This is a genomic window from Glaciecola sp. G7-5 (assembly GCF_055808975.1).
The window spans coordinates 1,670,927-1,691,193 of record NZ_CM147892.1 but is presented as its reverse complement, the minus strand read 5'-3'; the positions used below and the strand labels follow the sequence as shown (position 1 = coordinate 1,691,193).

17 protein-coding genes and 1 pseudogene are annotated in these 20,267 nt (G+C 41.2%); 11 read left to right on the top strand and 7 right to left on the bottom strand.

All coding sequences use genetic code 11. The features are described from left to right. The first annotated feature begins 6 nt into the window (after positions 1–6). Both AC0L6H_RS07310 and cysE read left to right on the top strand, forming a co-directional pair. Positions 7–771, top strand: coding sequence for an exodeoxyribonuclease III (locus AC0L6H_RS07310; RefSeq protein WP_473393481.1), 765 nt, complete (start codon positions 7–9; stop codon positions 769–771). A 138-nt stretch (positions 772–909) separates the two neighbouring features. Further along, entirely contained in the window at positions 910–1,719 is an 810-nt protein-coding gene (gene cysE, locus AC0L6H_RS07305) for a serine O-acetyltransferase (RefSeq protein ID WP_473393479.1), read from the top strand. Between the two features lie 32 nt (positions 1,720–1,751). Here the strand turns inward: cysE and AC0L6H_RS07300 are convergent, their stop codons facing one another. Both AC0L6H_RS07300 and AC0L6H_RS07295 read right to left on the bottom strand, forming a co-directional pair. Beyond that, positions 1,752–2,279 (bottom strand): paraquat-inducible protein A, encoded by a 528-nt coding sequence (locus AC0L6H_RS07300; protein WP_473393478.1) that lies wholly within the window; start codon positions 2,277–2,279, stop codon positions 1,752–1,754. Positions 2,280–2,354: 75 nt separating this feature from the next. Then, positions 2,355–2,540 (bottom strand): hypothetical protein, encoded by a 186-nt coding sequence (locus AC0L6H_RS07295; RefSeq protein ID WP_473393476.1) that lies wholly within the window; start codon positions 2,538–2,540, stop codon positions 2,355–2,357. Between the two features lie 230 nt (positions 2,541–2,770). On the opposite strand from AC0L6H_RS07295, the gene AC0L6H_RS07290 reads away from it, so the two are divergent. Both AC0L6H_RS07290 and uvrD read left to right on the top strand, forming a co-directional pair. Further along, the gene (locus tag AC0L6H_RS07290; protein WP_473393475.1) at positions 2,771–3,382 is read left to right on the top strand and encodes a flavin reductase family protein; all 612 of its coding nucleotides are present in this window, start codon (positions 2,771–2,773) and stop codon (positions 3,380–3,382) included. A gap of 134 nt (positions 3,383–3,516) precedes the next feature. Beyond that, the gene (gene uvrD / locus AC0L6H_RS07285; RefSeq protein WP_473393473.1) at positions 3,517–5,685 is read left to right on the top strand and encodes a DNA helicase II; all 2,169 of its coding nucleotides are present in this window, start codon (positions 3,517–3,519) and stop codon (positions 5,683–5,685) included. Positions 5,686–5,714: 29 nt separating this feature from the next. Here the strand turns inward: uvrD and rarD are convergent, their stop codons facing one another. Beyond that, a complete protein-coding gene (gene rarD / locus AC0L6H_RS07280; protein ID WP_473393472.1) occupies positions 5,715–6,635 on the bottom strand; it encodes an EamA family transporter RarD in 921 nt (306 codons plus the stop codon). A gap of 201 nt (positions 6,636–6,836) precedes the next feature. Between rarD and recQ the strand changes: the two are divergent. Next, positions 6,837–8,689 (top strand): annotated as a pseudogene (gene recQ, locus AC0L6H_RS07275) (DNA helicase RecQ). 2 nt (positions 8,690–8,691) lie between these two features. Here recQ and AC0L6H_RS07270 read toward each other — a convergent pair. Beyond that, positions 8,692–9,363 (bottom strand): glutathione S-transferase family protein, encoded by a 672-nt coding sequence (locus tag AC0L6H_RS07270; RefSeq protein ID WP_473393471.1) that lies wholly within the window; start codon positions 9,361–9,363, stop codon positions 8,692–8,694. 86 nt (positions 9,364–9,449) lie between these two features. Then, positions 9,450–9,836 carry a c-type cytochrome gene (locus AC0L6H_RS07265; protein WP_473393470.1) on the bottom strand — a complete coding sequence of 129 codons (387 nt, stop codon included), beginning with the start codon at positions 9,834–9,836 and terminating at the stop codon, positions 9,450–9,452. A gap of 269 nt (positions 9,837–10,105) precedes the next feature. On the opposite strand from AC0L6H_RS07265, the gene AC0L6H_RS07260 reads away from it, so the two are divergent. The 6 genes from AC0L6H_RS07260 to AC0L6H_RS07235 all read left to right on the top strand — a co-directional run bounded on the left by AC0L6H_RS07260 (position 10,106) and on the right by AC0L6H_RS07235 (position 17,521). Next, entirely contained in the window at positions 10,106–12,301 is a 2,196-nt protein-coding gene (locus tag AC0L6H_RS07260) for a diguanylate cyclase domain-containing protein (RefSeq protein WP_473393469.1), read from the top strand. Then, positions 12,301–12,957, top strand: coding sequence for an EAL domain-containing protein (locus AC0L6H_RS07255; protein ID WP_473393468.1), 657 nt, complete (start codon positions 12,301–12,303; stop codon positions 12,955–12,957). Before AC0L6H_RS07260 ends, AC0L6H_RS07255 begins: the two co-directional genes overlap by 1 nt. A 129-nt stretch (positions 12,958–13,086) precedes the next feature. Further along, a complete protein-coding gene (gene ribA / locus AC0L6H_RS07250) occupies positions 13,087–13,704 on the top strand; it encodes a GTP cyclohydrolase II (RefSeq protein WP_473393467.1) in 618 nt (205 codons plus the stop codon). 147 nt (positions 13,705–13,851) lie between these two features. Then, positions 13,852–16,083, top strand: a complete 2,232-nt coding sequence (locus AC0L6H_RS07245; RefSeq protein WP_473393466.1) for a hybrid sensor histidine kinase/response regulator — start codon at positions 13,852–13,854, stop codon at positions 16,081–16,083. Next, positions 16,070–17,272, top strand: coding sequence for a response regulator (locus AC0L6H_RS07240; RefSeq protein ID WP_473393464.1), 1,203 nt, complete (start codon positions 16,070–16,072; stop codon positions 17,270–17,272). The genes AC0L6H_RS07245 and AC0L6H_RS07240 overlap by 14 nt, the downstream gene beginning before the upstream one ends. A gap of 27 nt (positions 17,273–17,299) precedes the next feature. Continuing rightward, positions 17,300–17,521: an aldose epimerase family protein gene (locus tag AC0L6H_RS07235; protein ID WP_473394487.1), complete on the top strand. Its 222-nt coding sequence runs from the start codon at positions 17,300–17,302 to the stop codon at positions 17,519–17,521. Here the strand turns inward: AC0L6H_RS07235 and AC0L6H_RS07230 are convergent. Both AC0L6H_RS07230 and feoB read right to left on the bottom strand, forming a co-directional pair. Beyond that, positions 17,479–18,357 carry an ATP-grasp domain-containing protein gene (locus AC0L6H_RS07230; protein ID WP_473393463.1) on the bottom strand — a complete coding sequence of 293 codons (879 nt, stop codon included), beginning with the start codon at positions 18,355–18,357 and terminating at the stop codon, positions 17,479–17,481. The two genes, AC0L6H_RS07235 and AC0L6H_RS07230, sit on opposite strands and share 43 nt — an antisense overlap. Before the next feature lie 80 nt (positions 18,358–18,437). After that, positions 18,438–20,255: a ferrous iron transporter B gene (gene feoB, locus AC0L6H_RS07225; RefSeq protein WP_473393462.1), complete on the bottom strand. Its 1,818-nt coding sequence runs from the start codon at positions 20,253–20,255 to the stop codon at positions 18,438–18,440. Between the last annotated feature and the right edge of the window lie 12 nt (positions 20,256–20,267).

The window sequence follows — 20,267 nt, the reverse complement described above, 5'->3', positions numbered from 1 at the left end:
AGCATAATGAAACTTGTATCGTGGAACGTAAATGGTGTTCGCGCCGTGATGAAAAAGGACTTTTTAGCGTCGATGGCGTCGATGGATTGCGACGTGCTGTGCTTACAAGAAACGAAAGCCCAAGACGAACAGGTCATTGAAGCACTTTGCGACTTGCAAGGTTACCATGTTTATACTAATTCGGCGGTCAAAAAAGGCTATTCTGGTACCAGTATTATAACCCGCGAAAAGCCCATCGATATAACTAAAGACATGGGCATAGAAGAACATGACCAAGAAGGACGTGTGTTGTGTGCTGAGTTTAACGACTTTTACTTGGTAACGGTATACACACCTAATTCAAAAAATGACCTATCGCGCTTGGATTATCGCGCTCAATGGGATGCTGACTTTTTACAATATGTGCAACAATTAGAAAAGACAAAGCCCGTGGTTATTTGCGGCGATTTAAACGCTGCCCATCGTGATATTGATTTGGCCCGCCCTAAAGCGAACTACGATAAAAGCGCCGGTTACACGCAAAAAGAAATCGATGGACTAGACAATCTTGTTGCTGCTGGATTTACCGATAGCTTTCGCCACTTGCATCCTGAAACAGCCAAATATAGCTGGTGGAGCTATCGAGCTGGCGCCCGTGAACGAAACGTAGGCTGGCGGATAGACTACTTTTTAGTCTCATCTGCCTTACAAAATAAAATCAAAGAAGCTGACATCTATACTGATATTCTTGGCTCAGACCATTGTCCGGTCAGTATGCACTTGTCTCTTTAATACGAACCAAGAGTTTGATACATGTTTCAAAAGTCTGCTTTCGCGGACTTTTTCATGCCCTCCTCTTTTGATTCACTTTAATGCCTACATGTATTGTTCTACACTACGCATTAGCAACTAATTCAAAAAGCCATGACTATGCATAACACCATCAGCAGCGAAGCCTTTTGGCTTGCCTTAAAACAAGAAGCTAAAGAAGTTTCTGCGAAAGAGCCTATGCTTGCGAGCTACTTGCACGCCTGCGTACAAAACCACCATAATTTTGAGACCTCGCTAAGCTTTATCTTATCGAATAAAGTAAGCGACGATGTAATGCCAGCTATTGCGGTAAGTGAAATGTTTGATGAAGCATATTTGCTCAACCCCGCAATTGTTGAGGCTGCTGTTGCTGACGCGCAAGCCATTGTGCACCGAGACCCTGCTGTATCTAGTTACCTGCCAGTACTGATTTACTTTAAAGGCTTTCAAGCATTGCAGGTGCATCGTTTAGCGCATTATTTATGGCAAATTGGGCGTAAAGAGTTAGCACTATTTATACAAAGCCGAAACTCTGAGGTATTTTCAGTTGATATTCACCCTGCAGCACGCATAGGAAAAGGCGTTATGTTAGACCATGCAACCGGCATTGTTATTGGTGAAACCGCAGTTGTTGAAGATAATGTTTCAGTCTTACAAGAAGTCACTCTTGGAGGTACTGGTAGCGAGTCAGGTGACCGCCATCCTAAAGTACGTGAAGGTGTAATGATTGGTTCGGGTGCTAAGATACTCGGCAATATCGAAATTGGTAGAGGCTCAAAAGTAGGCGCGGGTAGCGTCGTATTAATCAACGTACCACCTTGCGTGACAGTCGCGGGCGTGCCGGCGAAAATAGTAGGTAAGCCCAACTGCGATATGCCTTGCGACTCAATGGACCAAAACATTTTTGATGACAACGCCGCCGTTAAATAACGGTATTGCTGACTGTTACCCGTGTAATAGAGTTATTGCAATTGCTCAGCATCGGGTATTTTTAGCGAGCTAATATTATCATTTACACTTTTCAGTATGAACTGGCTACCTATTAAAGATAATACGCAATACGCCACAAAGAAATAAAACCCCTGCCCTACGTTAGATAAGGTCTGGGTACTTATTTCAAAGGCTATTTTCATACCGAAAAAGGAAAGTTCGTGCGCTTCTTTACTTTGCGCATGGTTGGTAGACAATATCGCTAAAAACACGGCCACAACAAACACATCGGCCATGGACCACTTGCCTATTATCGCGACGAATTTTGTCAGCTTTTGTTGCTTTACGGTATCGTGTATGAAATAGGCGAAGCTAACTAGTACCGTTTTCGCAATTGGAATTAAAATAGAAAAAGCGAAAATAAGGAAGGAAACTAAATACCGCTGCTCGCGCCACAACTCAGACACCGTAGCAAGAATTGAAAGTTCTTTGTTGACAAGACCTGAAGTAAATCCTGCACCAGACAAGCCCACCGCCATGTCCATATTTAGAACGAACATAGGCAGTATTATGCCTGGCACAAAACAAGCGATAGCAATAATGGTTAAGCCAAATCCTATATGCTTGAAGACCACTCAATAATCGTCTTTTGATTCATGCTCACTGTGATGACGCTGTTTAGACTCGTTGTTCTTGAGTCTTTTCTCGCGCTTTTTCTTTTCAAGCTCAGCTCTTATTTTTGCTGCACTTTTATGATCTGATGCGTGCGCTAATTCTTCTTCATCAAACTCATCTAACTTAACACGGTTATCTTTGCCCATAATACTTATCTAATTAATAAACACTTATTGTGTATCGGCTAGTGTAGTGCTAAATACAAGAGAAATGAATAAGCTTAGCCAATAAATTTACGCTAAAAACCGTTATTTTTATGCTAAAAAGATATACTAGAGGTAAAAGCGGCTTAATTTGGCCATTATTGGCTCTAAAAATATCGCCGTTTTCACTTAAAATTGTACGCCAAACCAAGCCTGATAACAGAGAAGCGTTTATGAATATAGATTTATCGAGCCTATCGAGTAGTAATATTTACCATCTAATGACCCAAACCATTATTCCTCGCCCTATTGCTTGGGTGCTTAGCGAAAACACGAATAAAAGCATGAACTTGGCGCCGTTCTCCTATTTTAATGCCGTATGTTCAGATCCACCCTTGTGTATGTTGTCGATGGGTAAAAAACCTAACGGGGCATTTAAAGATACTGCCACGAACTTGGTAGAAGGGGCCTATTGCGTTATCCATATTGCCCATGTTGAGCAAGCAGACACGGTCACAGCAACTGCGTCAACCCTCGCTTATGGTGAAAGTGAAGTGAACCAAAATAATATCACCTTGGTTGAACAGCAAGGCTGGCCTTTAAAACGTATAGCTGATTGCCCTATTGCGTATTTATGTAAAGTACACAGTACTAGCGAAATTGGGAATTCACCACAACAACTGGTATTTGCACAAGCTATTTCTTTATACCTTAATGACAGTGTAGTGAACGAAAAAGACGAGCGCATGTATATAAATGCATTAAGTGTAAACCCTTTAGCTCGTTTAGGCGCAAATCAATATGCAAGTTTGGGAGAAGTAATCTCTAAAAGTCGTCCTAAGTAGCCTATTCTTGGTACAGGTTTTCAGTTGGCCACAAATGCTGTATAAATAGACAGCTTTACGGCCTCTTTCTTGCTATATTAGGCGCTTATAAAAAAGGTGTTTACACACTTCACTGGTATTACAAAGGTTATTTAATGGATGTATCACGGCTTCTTGACGAACTAAACGACCCACAGCGCGAAGCTGTTGGGGCACCAAACCAAAACATGCTGATATTGGCAGGTGCAGGAAGCGGTAAAACCCGGGTGCTAGTGCATCGCATTGCATGGTTAATGGAAGTTGAGCACATCTCTCCCTATGGCATATTAGCAGTAACCTTTACCAATAAAGCCGCTAAAGAGATGCGTTCTAGAGTTGAGAAACTAATGGGCAGCTCGCTTAATAATATGTGGATGGGTACTTTCCATGGGCTGGCCCATCGTTTACTTAGACTGCATTACGAAGAAGCAAAACTCCCACAAAATTTCACTATTCTTGACTCTGATGATCAATATCGTTTAGTTAAAAGACTCATTAAAGCACTTAACTTAGATGAAAAACATTGGCCACCAAAGCAAGTGCAATGGTACATAAATGGCAATAAAGACGAAGGATTACGAGCAGCTCAAGTTGAGACCTTCGACGACCCAAATCAAAAGAAAATGCGCGATATCTATCAAGCCTACGAAGATGCTTGTCAGCGCTCAGGTTTAGTGGATTTTGCTGAACTACTATTGCGCTGTTTTGAAACTATTCGCGATAACGCTTCACTCAAAAAACACTATCAACAACGATTTAGAGCCATATTAGTAGACGAATTTCAAGACACAAACAATATTCAGTATGCATGGCTTAAACTGCTGACCACCAAAGACAACAACATGATGATTGTGGGAGATGACGATCAATCAATTTACGGCTGGCGCGGTGCAAATGTTGAAAATATTTCGCACTTTTTAAAAGACTTCCCTAATGCACAGACCATACGCCTTGAACAAAACTACCGCTCAACGAGTAATATTCTAAATGCGGCTAACGCAGTTATCGATAATAACGGCGGCCGCTTAGGTAAAAAGCTATGGACTGAAGGTGAAGAAGGTAAAAAAATAGCGCTTTATGCCGGCTTTAACGAAGTAGACGAAGCGCGTTTTATTGTAGCGCGCATAAAAGACTTTCATGAACAAGGTGCGGCCTTAGCAGAATGCGCAATTTTATACCGCAATAACGCGCAATCACGTGTTTTAGAAGAAGCTTTATTGCACCAGCGCATGCCTTATCGTATTTATGGTGGGCTACGATTCTTCGAACGCCAAGAAATAAAAGATGCCTTGAGCTATTTGCGCTTGTTGAGTAACCCCGTTGACGACGCTGCCTTTGAGCGAGTGGTGAACACCCCAGCAAGGGGCTTAGGCGACAAAACCTTAGGCAATATTCGTCAATTCGCACGGGAGCAAAACAAATCAATGTGGGATGCGGGTAATGCAATGATCAGCGAGAAACGCTTATCGGGACGCGCTGCAAATGCCTTGGCCAGTTTTTTTGACACCATTAATAACCTAGCTAAAGATACCTACGAAATGCCATTGCATGAGCAGGCCGATACAGTCATAAAAGGGTCTGGCTTATATGCAATGTATCAAGCAGAGAAGGGTGATAAAGCCCAAGCGAGAATCGAGAACTTACAAGAGCTTGTGACTGCGGTTAAGCAATTCGAAATGCCCGATGATACAGAAGAGATGACCCCTTTGGCCGCGTTTTTGGCACACGCCAGTTTAGAAGCCGGTGAAGCCCAAGCCGATGCAGACCAAGACGCAGTGCAACTTATGACGATTCATACAGCCAAAGGACTAGAATTTCCATTAGTCGTTTTAGCAGGTGTTGAAGAAGGCATGTTCCCCAGCAATATGAGTAACGAAGAGCCTGACCGACTTGAAGAAGAACGCCGTTTAGCCTACGTGGGCATGACCCGTGCAATGCAAGAATTGGTAATCACCTACGCTGAAACTCGTCGCCTATACGGGCAAGATAAATACCATACTATTTCTCGCTTCGTGCGCGAAATACCCAGTGATTTTATCGAAGAAATACGTCTACGTTCACAAGTTGCCCAACCTGTTCACAATCGTTTTAGTGCACAAGTTTCACATAGCTCGTTTGTTGACAGCGGCTACTCTTTAGGCCAACGCGTTATGCATGCTAAATTTGGAGAAGGCACCGTATTAAACTACGAAGGTAGTGGAGAGCACGGCCGTGTGCAGGTGCACTTTGATAATATTGGCAGTAAGTGGCTTATGTTAGCCTACGCAAAGTTACAACCCTGTTAAGATAGCTGACGCATTAGCTAAAAAGTTAATTAAACAGGTTTTGTCGCCTTTTTAATTTTGCGCTGCGCGGCATAACTATTTAGTGAATCATAGGTAAATAAGGCGAGCGCCGACCACACAAATATGAATGAGACGAGCCTAGCTGTTGATAAAGCTTCATCGTATAAAAATGTGGCGAGGCAAAACATAATGCTGGGGCCTAAATACTGGAAAAAACCTAAGGTTGAATAACGCAGACGCCTTGCTGCAGCCGTAAAGCAAAGTAAAGGGGCGGTAGTGACAATTCCTGCGCTGATCAATAGCGTTGTCAGCAATGGAGAGTTTTGAGTAAAGTCCCCACTCACATCAGCAAACCAAACCCAATAAATAATCGCCGCTGGCAACATCATTAGTGTTTCAATAAACAATCCAGGAATTGAATCTACGGCTACTTGCTTTCGAAGCAAGCCATACACACTAAAGCTAAATGCTAAGGTCAGCGCTATCCATGGCAAACTACCATAATTAATCAGTAAAACTAATACCCCAATAATCACTATACCCACGGCCACTTTTTGTAATGGCCGCAGTACTTCACCTAAAAATAGACGCCCTAAAAATACGTTTATAAGCGGATTAATGTAGTAACCTAAACTCGCTTCTAACAGATAGTTGTTGTTTACTGCCCATATAAATATCAACCAATTCACTAATAAGAGTAAACCTGCTAATAGCAAGGTAGCAAGAATCTTTGGTGAGCTAAGTGCGACACGTACTTTGCTGATGCCTTTTAAGCCTACAATTAAAAAAACAAGGACCAATGCTGACCATAACACCCTATGCATTAAAATTTCAGCGGCGGGAATACTGCTTAACAATTTAAAATACATGGGGGCAACACCCCACATGGTGTATGCACCAATAGCAAAAAGGATGCCTGCTTTTGTTTGATCGTTCGCTTGTGCGTTCACTGAGTTCCCGAGGGTAATTAAGGTTTGTTGCCCAATGCGACAAACGCAAAAATGAATAGGCGCGCATTGTCTGAGATTGTGTCTTGTCATGCAAGTATAGTTTCTGGATTGGGTCCAAACTATCCTTCAGAACATTAGATATCAGACGCATTTGTCAGTACAATGGCGTCAAAGATGTCCCGACTAAGAATGAGCCGTAAATTGATCGAAGCTGCCTGTCCCTCTGAAATAAGTTCTCCTAATAATTCAGAGCCTAATACCTTACGAAACACCTGTTTAAAAGTGTTGAAACAAAGCTTTGGGTACGACGAATTTCGTGATGGTCAGTGGGACGTGATACAAAGTGTATTAAATGGTCACGATAGCTTAATTCTATTACCCACCGGCGGTGGTAAATCAATCTGCTATCAATTGCCAGCCCTTGTTTTAGAAGGCCTTACCATAGTTGTGTCGCCTCTTATTTCACTCATGCAAGATCAAGTGCAACAACTTCAAGCACAAGGCGTTGAAGCCGCTTATATAAATTCGAGCTTAGCCCCCGAACAAGCCAGCGAAGTAAATGCAAAGTTACATAGTGGCAACATAGATATATTATATGTTGCACCAGAGCGTCTGCTTCAGAGCTATTTTTTACGAAGCTTACAATCAATTGACGTAAGCCTTATTGCGGTTGATGAGGCTCATTGTGTCAGCCAGTGGGGACACGATTTTCGCAAAGAATATAGGCGTTTAAATGAAGTGAAACAAGCCTTCCCAAACGCACCTGTCATCGCACTGACCGCTACCGCCGACCATGCCACCCAAAGCGATATTGTTTATCAGTTGGGCTTACAATCCCCTTTTATATACAAAGGCGGATTTGACCGTCCTAATATTCGCTACAATTTGCTAGCCAAATATAAAGGCGGTGATCAAGTCGTCGATTTTGTGAAGCAACAGCGCGGAAACAGTGGCATTGTATATTGCAACAGTCGCGCAAAAGTTGATGACCTTGTAGCTAAACTCAGTAAAAAAGGCATTAGTTGTGGTGCTTATCATGCCGGCAAAGAAAACGATGAGCGTGAACGCATTCAAAATCTTTTTTTAGCAGATGACCTTCAGGTTGTTGTTGCGACAGTTGCCTTTGGTATGGGGATCAATAAATCCAACGTACGCTTTGTTGTGCATCACGATGTTCCCCGAAGTATTGAATCCTTTTACCAAGAGACTGGCCGTGCAGGGCGCGATGGCATGCCAGCAGAAGCACTCCTGTTATTTGACGATAAGGACGCTGCGCGCATTGAAAAATGGATTGCCGATGGCGCTACTGCCGAGCGCTTTACCATCGAAATGCATAAATTTGAAGCCATGCAGGCCTTTGCGGAAGCGCAGACCTGCAGACGTCAAGTGTTACTTAATTATTTTGGCGATCATCGCCACGAGGCTTGCGGTAACTGTGATATTTGCCAATACCCCCGAAAATGTTTGATGGTAGCGTTGTTGCGCAAAAACTATTGTCTTGTATTTACCGCCTAAACGGTGACACAGCTGTTCAGTATGTGATTGATATATTACGCGGTAAGCAGCACCACAAAATTCTAGAAAATAAACACAATGAACTGAGTACTTACGGTATTGGCAAGCAAGACCCAGATCAATACTGGCATAACATAATTCAACAGATTATCCATCAAGGACATATTAGAATTGATATGACCTTGAACGGAATTTTACGTTTAAATGACTCTGCCATAGGTGTACTTAAGGGTGAAACAAAGGTCCAATTAGCAGTACCGAAATTTAAAGTTAGTTCAGCGCAAAAGAACAAGTACGAACCTACAAATATAGATAAAATACTTTTTGCCAAGCTTAAGAATTTACGTAAACAACTTTCTGTAGAGCAAGGTGTGCCGGCGTTTACCATATTCAGCGATGCTAGTTTAAGTGACATGGCCGCAAAAATGCCGATTACACAAAGTGATTTTTTGAATGTAACTGGAGTGGGCGAAAAGAAACTTATGCAATATGGCGAGCCTTTCACTCGCCTAATATCTGACTACTTAGCGGCTAAGTAATCCTAAGACCTTGTGTTTTCTGCCGCTTCCATTTTCGCCATAGCGCGTTGATAACTTGCCTCGTTCTGGAAACGCTTAACATAGGCGGCTAAATTAGGTGAAGAAGCTAAGCGCCCTGCTTTAGCCATTGCCTCTAAGCCAAAACTCATTTGCACATCAGCGATTGTCGGTGCATCACCCACTAACCACTGACGACCTTCTAAATGCTTCTCAACAAATTCAGTGTTCCGCTTAATAGCCTTTCCAAAGTAAGCATCGAGCACGGCTTCAACAAATTTGCCAACAATAAATTTAATGAAAAAGGGACTGGCTTTTTCTTTGCCTTTATTTAACACCATCGCTGTCACCAACGGCGGCATAAAGCTCCCTTCGGAAAAGTGAGACCAAAACTGTACATCCACAAAATCATCGTGGTCTTTAGGGGGAATAAGTATTGTATCCTTCGCTTCTTTTACAATGTACTCACAGATTGCGCCAGATTCGGCAATCACTTTACCTTGGTGTGTTAACACTGGCGCCGTACCTAAAGGATGAATTGCTTTTAGGCTGTTGGGAGCTAGGTTTGTTTTCTCATCACGCTGGTAGACTTTTATCTCGTAATCCAATTGCAGTAGCTCGAACAACCAAACGATACGCTGCGAGCGTGAACTATTTAAATGGTGCAGTGTGAACATAAATGGGCCTGTTTATCTAATCGTACTTGCTTATACACATTGCGTTAGCTTTCGGATTAGTCTGTGAACAAGACCCTCAAACGCGTCTACTGCGATTTTGCGGGTGCTTTTTTGCCAGAAGGGTCCATGTTGGCGTAATAGGCAGCTAAATCGACGATGTCTTGGTCACTTAGGCGCTGTGCATGGGGCGTCATGGCTGCGTTAATTCGTTCACCAGCACGAAACGCTTTGAGCTGTAACTCCATGTAAGCTTGCTTTTGACCGGCTAAATTGGGGTAGATAGGAATAATGGCAATCCCATTTTTACCGTGACACTGAGCGCACATTGTCGACTTCTTTTTACCATCCTCAATATTACCAGTTAGGCCCGACTCTGCGCAGGCAGATATACTGACAAAAGCACTCATTAACGCAGCGACTTTTATAAATACCCCTACTTTATTGCAATGAGTAGAGAAAAACGTCGATTTCATTTATTTCACCTTAATATGTTTTTATGATGTTGCAAGTTACACCACGTTTGCCCAGTAGAGTATGCCTTAATTATTCAAAATACCAAACCACTGGTGCGGTCAATTCAAGCATTAGTGATTACCTATCAAAGCCATTTCAAGAAAATCATTCATAGTAGCTTATCTTTACGTTATTGCTTAAGGTAATCGAAAACAAGCAGTAAAACCTTCACAAATATAGGTTTTTCTGGCTAAATAGGGGATTACTAACACTTAGTTGGATGACACGCTTGCGTCTTCTGGTTCTTTTCGTCTCTTTATTAACAAGTTCGCTTTGCTGGGCTCAAGCCAACATAGCTACTCAAGACGTCGATGCTTACTTTGATAAAGCCGTTAACGTCAATGAGTTTGCTCAATTTCACGTCACCAGTGAAGGTTTGTTGCTATCAGACGTACAGCAACTCACGCAATGGCAAAACTACTCAGATTTCACATCAATTCCTAAAGACTCAGTTTTATGGGCCCGTTTTACCCTTACAAATAACGCCACTAGCAATCGCATGTTAACGCTCCTTGCCGGAAGCGTTTTTGTCGATCGCGTTGATGTTTTTGTACTAGATGAACAAGGGCGAATAGTGCAAAGTGCACGCTCTGAAGATGAGCTAAAATCGGGAACAAATCTTAGTAGCAAAAGTTTTAAAATGAATCTCATTTCCAGAGGCGAATCAACCTTTACGATCTACGTTCGCATTCAAGATGATGGGCAAACCTTACTACCCTTAGAACTTTGGCAAAGTGAATCTTATTCCAGAGAAGCTAGCATTCGACTAATCCTGTTAGGAGCCATGTGTGGCGGTCTAGCTTTACTAGCAACTTACTTTTTACTCACTTATATCCTACGCAATGCCCCCGCCCGCTTTTGGTTTTGTCTGTTTTCAACCGGCGTAATGACCACCATGTTAAGCGCAGAAGGTATATTGCCCTCACTTTTTCTACTTCCTTCATTAAGCGCCGAGCTAACTGGCCTGAGCTTAGTAGTAACCCTGTTTGCTAGCATCAAAATTTCACGAGTTATTTTTGAGCCAATTTCAGTTTGGTGGATTAGACTCCATTACCTAATCCTAGCGCTGCCTCTTGTTGGTATATTCACCTTACCTGATTTATACCAATTACTAGGTTTAATGGCTTGTGCAATCATTTTATTGATAAGCAAAACCCTGGCTACCATTGTGTATCGTAAGGCTATTGATATGCGCAGCGCAGCTATTTATTTTTCAGGTTGGTTATCACTTGGTTTTGTTGGATTGCTCGAGCTTTTAAATTTTCTTAACAATGCCGGCTATCTCTCGTTTAGCACCCCCTATCCATTAGCGTTTACGTGTTTAGGGGTTATGCTCATCGCTGTTGCCATTATTAGCCGAGAGCAGGCGATTCAAACCAAACGCTTGTTCTCTCAAAGCGAGAAAATAGCTCAGTTACAGCAGTACAATGATTTGTTCCAACATGCCGCCGAAGGTCTATATACTGCGCTACCAAAGGGAAAGTTAATTCAAGTCAATCCTGCTATTTGCTCACTATTTGGTTATAGTAACAGTGATAGTTTTTTATCAAGCAACCCCAACCTGTCTGATTTTTTTGCCAATCCGCGAGACGCAGATTTGCTGCTAGGTGAGCTAAGCATTCAACAAACGGTGCTAGGGAAAGAAATAAAAGGTAAACGACAAGATGGTAGCGAATTTTGGTTTTCTATTTCGTGCCAGTTAAAAAAGGTCGATGACGAAAAACTACATTTCGGTTCACTTTTTGACATTACCGAAAGGCGTCTTCATCAAATTAATTTGCAGTACCTTAACACACACGATCAACTCACCGGTTTGTTTAATCGCCGTCACTTTTTGCACGTCATGAATGAACGGATTCAGTCTACCGACCAATCTGGTAAATTTGCACTCTTATTTTTAGATGTAGACCAATTTAAGGTCATAAACGACACTTGTGGCCACTCTGCTGGTGACATCTTTATTAAAGAACTAGCACACGAACTCTTCGATGTCGTAAGCGATAATTATCTTTTTGCACGATTAAGCGCTGATCAATTTGGCCTAATGGTCGATTTTGAGCATAGTAATGAGCTGCGTTCTTTGGCAAATGAACTCCTTAAAAAAGTGCGCAAATTTGAGTTTAAGTGGGACCGACATCGATTCAATCAAAGTGTCAGTATTGGTATTGCCCCATGTGACGACAGCATCCCGAGTGGCGAAGAACTATTAAGTTATGCTGACACTGCATGCTTAATCGCCAAAGAAGGCGGACGCGATAAAATACATGTCTATTCACCAGAAATGGGCATGCACTCGAACTACAAACGTGAACTGTTTTGGGTAAACGAAGTGAACATGGCGATAAAAAAGAAAGCTTCGAACTTTTTTATCAGCATTACCGCCCCCTCGACAAGTACGATTCGTCTCAATATTACGAAATACTAGTGCGACTTCGCACCCAAGACAACGATTTGGTAGCGCCTGACTTTTTCATGCCAAGTGCTGAGAAAGCCCTCATTAGTAATAAAATCGACAAACAGGTAGTAGAAGCTTATTTTAAATGGTTAAGCGCCCATCCTGAGCATATTAACAATTTAGGGAAAGCGAATATAAATCTATCTGGACTGTGCCTATCTGACGATGACTTCCAATTCTTCTTGTTGAACGCATTTGAAAAATACGCAATTCCTTACCATAAAATTTGCTTTGAAATTACAGAGACGATGGCCATCATTAAAATGAATGATGCAGTAGAGTTTATTAATAAGTTTAAACGTTTAGGCTGCACCTTCGCCTTAGACGACTTTGGAAGCGGGTTTTCTAGCTACACCTATTTAAAAGACTTACCGGTAGATTTTGTTAAAATAGACGGGCATTTCATTAGAGACATTTTGCACGACCCAATCGACTTAGCCATGGTTACCTCAATTAAAGACGTAGCCGAAGCGATGAAAATAAAAACAGTGGCAGAATTTGTAGAAACGCCAGAAATCATGGTCCAAATTGGCAAATTGGGTGTAGACTTTGCACAAGGTTACTGTATAGCGAAACCCGAACCATTAACTTCTTACAGTGATTATGCAGAAACTAACAATAGTTAGTGCCAATCGACAACAAAAATAGGCAACACGGCGGGTGTTTGATGACGCTTTTTACAAATAAATGATTGTAAAAGGGCGTATCGCCCCAATAATACCATTGTAGTTTATTACGTAACAAAGCAGACATTAATGACATCCAACAGCCCCAGATTTGAGTTTATTAGCCAAGCCACATTGCCTACGCGCTTCGGCAATTTTAGTATTCATGGTTTTATTGATAATAGTAATGGCCAAGAACATGTCGCGTTGTCTTACGGCGACTGGGCACCCGGTACAACCGTTCCAATCAGAATTCATTCAGAATGTTTAACTGGAGACGCACTATTCAGTACGCGTTGTGACTGCGGGTTCCAGTTAGAAAAAGCGCTCGAAAACATTGTCCAGCACGGCCATGGCGTTTTGCTTTATTTACGCCAAGAAGGCAGAGGCATTGGCTTGCTTAATAAGATTAGAGCCTACAATTTGCAAGACCAAGGTTACGATACGGTTGAAGCTAATGAACATCTTGGTTTTGATGCTGACCTGCGCGACTATGCGATATGCAAGTTGATGCTCGATAAGCTTAATATTAGTGACGTTGAAATAATGACCAACAACCCTAAAAAGGTTAAAGCCCTTAAGGACATGGGAATAAATATTGTTTCGCGTCGCCCAATCGACCATGGCATAACGAAAGAAAACAAGGCTTACTTGCGCACGAAAACAAGCAAACTTGGTCATCAATTTGATCCCGACAATCTAAAATAAATCGCGCGCGTTGCATCACAAATCTTAATCTAGCAGCAGAATAAGCAGTGTTTTTGCAAAGACCTTTATAAATTTGTGTAATGCAGATTTTACGGGGATTGCCGATAAATAAACAAGAAATCAAATCTACAGGCTTGTTTATTTATTGTGACTCTCATTCAACTAGTAACATTCATATCTACATTAGAACAAGCCGCCATTATTTTTGATGCGAAAAATTCGCAGATTGTTGGCAATTCTCTTTTTGATAAATACAAATTCACTCCACCAGACCTTAAAATCTTAGCTGCGACTATTCTCGCCAAAATAGAAAATGGCGTATTTCATTCTAGCTGCCAGATTAATGAGTTAAGGCTAGACCTTGACACACTTGAAGTCAGTAACAAGCTATTTCTAGTGTCTTTTAGAAACACGCACACTAAAGAGCCTGAAAAACATTACGATAATTTAGTCGCAGCAATTCATCGCATGGGCGAAGCGGTTGTTATTACCAATACAAACGGACTGATTGAATTTGCCAATAAAACCTTGTTTACCCTTTTCCCCTTCATCGAGCAATCACAAATAGATAGACTTACACTTAGCGATCTTATTGATCAGATAAGTGGTCAAATCCTAAAAGGTAAGGAGCGTAAGCAAAAGGCATTTATGCGACTAGTGAAACGTAAATTAACGCAAAATCATTCACTCACCTTTTCATTTCGTAACGTCGACCAAAGGTATATAGAATATCGAGATTCTATTTCTCAAAATGGCGAACGGATTTGTTTGTTTATCGACGAATCGTCAATTATGTTTTTGCATGAGCAGCTTGAACTCGCATACAAAGAATCACTCACGTTAAACCAAGCTAAATCTAGTTTTTTAGCTGCCATGAGCCACGAAGTGAAAACACCACTTAACGCAATGTTGGGCATCCTAGATTTATGTTTAGCAGACAAAAAGCTTGCCCAATCTGAATACATTAAACGCTTAGATCATAGTGGACAACAGCTTCTTCGATTGGTCAATGACGTATTAGACTACACGAAACTTGACGCAGAAAAGATGTCTTTAAATAAGGTCACTTGTAACCTTGCTGACGTTTTTGGACAAGTGCTAGCTAACCATCAAGCCAAGGCTCATGAAAAGTCGATACACTTGTCGCTCAGGCTGTCTGATAAGCTACCGCAATTTGCCTCAATTGACGACATTCGCCTATCACAAATATTAAATAATCTCATTAGCAACAGTATTAAATTTTGTCCGCAGGAACAGGGCGAAGTTGAGCTTAACGTAGAGTTTGACAACGACAATCATCTACATATCGAAGTGAGTGATAACGGAATGGGTATTTCTGAAGAGGCGCAAAAGCATATTTTTGATAGCTTCTCTCAAGCTGATTCTCAGATCCATCGCAATTTTGGTGGTACAGGTTTGGGTTTGAGTATATGCAAAGAACTATGCGAACTGATGGGAGGCGAAATAAACGTGCATAGCTGCATCGGCGAAGGTAGCAAAATGCGTTTAATTATCCCAATTCAAGTCATTGAAAGCGCCCCTGCTATACAACATATGCAAAAAAACGCAGCGCACAAAGAATTAAGCGCTAAATTAGCTTCAGTAAAAGTACTTTTTGTGGAAGACAACCCCGCCAATATGTTTGTACTAAAAGAACAAAGCAAAAAGCTTTCACTCGATGCAGATTTTGCTGATAACGCAAAAAGTGCTATAAAACTTTGGCAGAAAAAACATCATCAGTTAATCATTAGCGATTATCAAATGCCAGATAAAACAGGCGCGCAATTAATTCAGATAATCAAAGCACTAGAAGTTAAAAAATCAATCAGTGGCCATAGCAAAATGTATGTGCTTACCGCCGACAAAACCTTAGATTGTGAGCAGGATTGTAAAAAATCGGGGGCCGATGCCGTCATTATGAAACCGCTTAAGCTACAAGGAATTGCTGACTTAGTTTCACAACAAATCAATAAAAGCGAGAGCTTTGCAACAAAGATAAAATCGATTAGTAGTCAGCCTGCCAGTAAAGCGTATTTTGATAGTTCCGCTCTAGACTCCATTATGGGCGAAACTGATGTGTCAGAAAAAGTAGAGTTTTTATCTTTATTTGTCGAAAATATGGAAAAATCGAAAGCTGAACTTAAACAAGCTATACTATTAAATGATATGAAAATGCTAAGTGAAATAAGTCATCGTATGAAAAGTAGCGCGAAAATAATTGGCGCACAAAAATTATGTATGTCATGCGAACATTTGGAAATGGTATCGCGAGAGGAACGCAATAACTCAGAAGTAGAACAAACACTATCGTCTGTTATTCAAGATCTTAATAATTCGTTGAGTGAAACAACCGATTGGGTGCAACATGCAAAATGCTAATAAAAACTACAAAATAGTTTTATACGTTACTGACTCTGAAAATGATAAGTTTATCTTTGACAAAGTCAAAAAGCACTTTAATGATTGTTATGCGTGTAAAAATGTAAAAGACTTGTGCCGACACTTAGTTAACCAGTCTGTGCCGAAGGTTATTTTGATGACTGGCGATAGTCTAGAACATAGCATGTTTGCTTACTATAGAGCGATAGACGCAGTGGCAGACTATACTTTATGTGATCACAAGGTTGTTGCACTGGTTCCATTAAAATACGAATCGGATGCTTTTGATGCACATCGATGCAACGCTATTGACGATTACTTAGTCTCTCGCCCTTTATATGAATCAAATCGGATTATTCTGATATGCGAGCACTTACTGATCGAACTTGGGGTCACCCTGCCCTTTATGCACCAGCGTAACATAACGCAACGGCTGCAAGATAACACAAGTCCTGAGTTCTTAACGTTAATGAACAAACTCTTGGAAAGCAAAGAAAGCCTCGAGCAAAACTTCAAGGAAAGCGTAGCTGAAATCGAAAAAGCCTTAGACGACGCGGCGATAAAAATACAGAAACATCAAAATGCATCACTGGATCTGGTCAAACTAAAGGAAACCCTTGCCAAAATAAAATCGGATGACATACGTCCAAGCTTAATCAGACTTCAAGAAAAAGCGATTGGCTTGCTGAACTCAGCAATTGCCTTCGAGCCCCCTGTTGAAAATGAAGAGCAAGACGTCCCCGACGAGCATCCTGAGCCCATGTTCAATAGACTTTATCAACAAGACATTCAAAACGACGCTGCTTCAGAGAAGCAAAGGACCATACCTAAAGTACTGTTGGTAGAAGATGATGTAATTAGCCAGCAACTTACTTTGAGAATTTTAAAATCTCTCAATATTAATACCGAGATTGCGGTGTCTGGCAGAAGAGCACTTGCTAGCTTAAATAGCATAAAATACGATTTGGTATTAATGGATGTGAATCTACCTGACACTAACGGCATCTATATAGTTGCACAAACCAGAGGTGAAGACCATCTCAATCATGACACGCCCATTATTATGCTTACCGGAAATAAGCAGAAAGAGACTGTCGCAAATGCTGTAAAAAATGGTGCCAAAGGTTATATAGTAAAGCCAATTAGGAAAAGTACTATCCAACAGCTATTAGATAAACACGTTGGATAACAAGCTTCCGCTAAGGATAAGTAAAAAATATATTTTGGCGCTATTATAGGTCGCTTCTCAAATCGTATCGCCAATATTAAGTTTGCCCTAAATGCTACTGAATATTCCCTTGCTAAAAACGACGGCGACAATCATTTGCATGGGGGTATTCAAGGTTTTGACAAAAAAGTGGGGGTAGTAACCCCATTTGTTAGCGAAAACAGTGACTACTTACTTTCTTTTGATTTTGCACGCTGCACAATTGCTTGAGCAAAGCGTTTTGGAGACTCCTCATCCATATTGAAATACAAAGAAGGCTCAATTAACTCAACTTCAATGATAGCAAATCCTGCTTTTGTTTCGAGCATATCTATACGTGCATACAAAGCATCCTCTGGGAGCGCTTGTAGGGTTTTTTGCGCAAGTGTGAGCATGGCGTCACTAGGTTCAACACTTTTTAATTGTCCCCCATGTTCCTCTTGTACTCGAAAATCTCCAGTGGCAGGGAGTTTGTTAATGCTATGGCTGTATTCACCCGCAAAATAAAACAACGAAAATTCACCTTTCTCCACTATGTTTTTTTCAAAAGCTTGCACCATAATTTCACGATTTTCTAATTCGTTTTTAATGTTTTGTTGCTTAAACAAAAAGTCTTCTTCGGTCAATCTATAGGTGAAATCAGCATTGGCGCTAACCAATGGCTTAATAATGATTTCATTCGTAGCAAAGTGACTAAAGCAAGCTAGTATAGCTTTGCTGTCAAATCCGTTAAGCCAAACCGTGGGTAATATTGCGACACCTTTGTCAGCTAAATCTCGCAAATATGATTTAGATACATTCCATTGCATTAATGACAAGGGGTTTTCTAATACCGCTTTGGAGTTATCGATTTTTGCAAGTGTTTGCATGAATGAGTCGCAAAATGCTTGGTAATCCCAAGTACTTCTGACGACCACTACGTCATACTGATTATAGTCGACCGTTTTATCATGCCAAGAAACATCAGTTGTTTGCCAGTCTAGTTCAGCTAAATAAGGCTTTACTAAGTCATCATAAATAAAGAATTCTTCTAAATTATCGGTAGTTAAAAATGCACAACGACCCATTCAGGTTCCTTGAAAGGAAATAAGTTAGTTATATAGACTAAGTGAAAAATGTACTTGGGTCGAGGAGAAAACAAGTAAAATTAAGTAAGGATCCAATAAGCAATTGAGCCAAGAACATATGCCAAAAGCCCATAGCCTACAAAAACGCCCCATGAATAGCGATTCTTAGCTGTTTCGCCTTTGAGGGTGGCGACTGTTGCGACACATTGCAAAGCAATAACATAAAAAACCAGTAACGCAACGCCCGATGCTAAAGAAAAACCATCAGCTTGCATTTGTTCGGCCAAGCCGATGATGTTCTCGTCAGCATTCTCTATGCTAAACAGTGTACCTAACACACCCACAAAGACTTCTCGCGCTAAAAACGAAACTAAGATGGCAACGCCGTAGCGCCAATCAACACCGAGGGGCGCAAAAATAGGCTCTAAAAATTGCCCCATTGCAGCTAAATACGAAGCATTTAAATCGCCGTTACTTGGAAAATAACCTAAGACCCAAATGACAACCGATACGGTAAAAATGATAGGTCCCGCTCGACGCACAAATTGTTGAGCGCTGTTCATTGTTTTATAGAACAAAGGCCGCCAATGAGGTAAACGATATGAAGGTAATTCTAAGATAAAGGGTAATTCGTTTTGCTGGTCGGTCTTTTCAAGCCACGTATTTAAGAGCTTACTGACCAATAGAGCCGTTAATATGCCACCAAAATACAGTAAAAAGAAAACCGCCCCTTGTAGATTAACCCATCCATTTAAATAGCTCACTTTTGGTACAAGTACTGCAACCAATAGCGCGTATACAGGTAATCGGGCTGAGCAAGACATCAATGGTACGGTAACCATCGTAATTAAACGTTTTCTTGGTGACTCAATAGTACGAGCAGCCAAAATCGCGGGAATAGCGCAGGCATGCCCTGACAAATAGGGAATAAAACTGCGGCCAGACAATCCAAATACGCTTAAGGGCTTATGACATATAAGAGCTGCTCGCGCCAAATAACCACTGTCTTCTAACAAGCCGATGATAAGCGTCAACACCATAATTTGAGGTACAAAAACCAAAAATGCACCAACGCCACCAAAAATCGCATCATTAACAAAATCGTTGAACATACCTTGGGGCAATATCGCTGAAACTTTAGCTCCAGTCCAACTTATTGCGGTTTCAATACCATCCATCAACGGCACTGACCATGTAAAAATACTCTGGAATAAGAAAAACATGATAATTAAGAATACGAGGCCACCGGCAATATTATTGAGTAAAAAGGCGTCGAGTCTATTTTGTTGTTTAAGGGCGATATCTTGCGAAATACCATGTTCTTTAGCGAGGGTCTTAGCAAAACTTATAAATTCACTTTGCTCAACACTTAGCTCCCCAACTTTTGCATTTTGCGGGTTGCTAGCATGATCTTTCAGAGCTTCGGTAAACTCAGCAACACCTATCAATGTTTTTGCCGACACCGCGTACACTGGTGAACCTAGTTGCTCGCTGAGCTTTTGAACATTGATGCTATGTCCAAAGCGGCTAAGTTGATCAATCATATTTAGTGCAAAAATGACCGCTTTATCGTGAGCTTTAGCCAACTGCTGCACTTGTAAGGCAAATACCAGCGAGCGCTCTAATTTAGTCGCATCGAGGTTACAAATAATAAGTGAAGTAGATTCATGCTCCATAGCAACATGGAGTTGATTGATAGCAATGGTTTCATCAGTAGAAATGCTAGAAAGCGAATAGGTACCAGGAAAATCCACCAGCTCAAACTCGCCAAAGCGCCCTGTTTTGAGTTCAACGGTGACACCAGGGAAGTTTGCGACTTTTTGTTTTAAACCCGTTAATTGGTTGAACAACAAGCTTTTGCCTGAATTTGGCTTACCCACTAGTATGATGCGCTGCATGTTAATGACTAC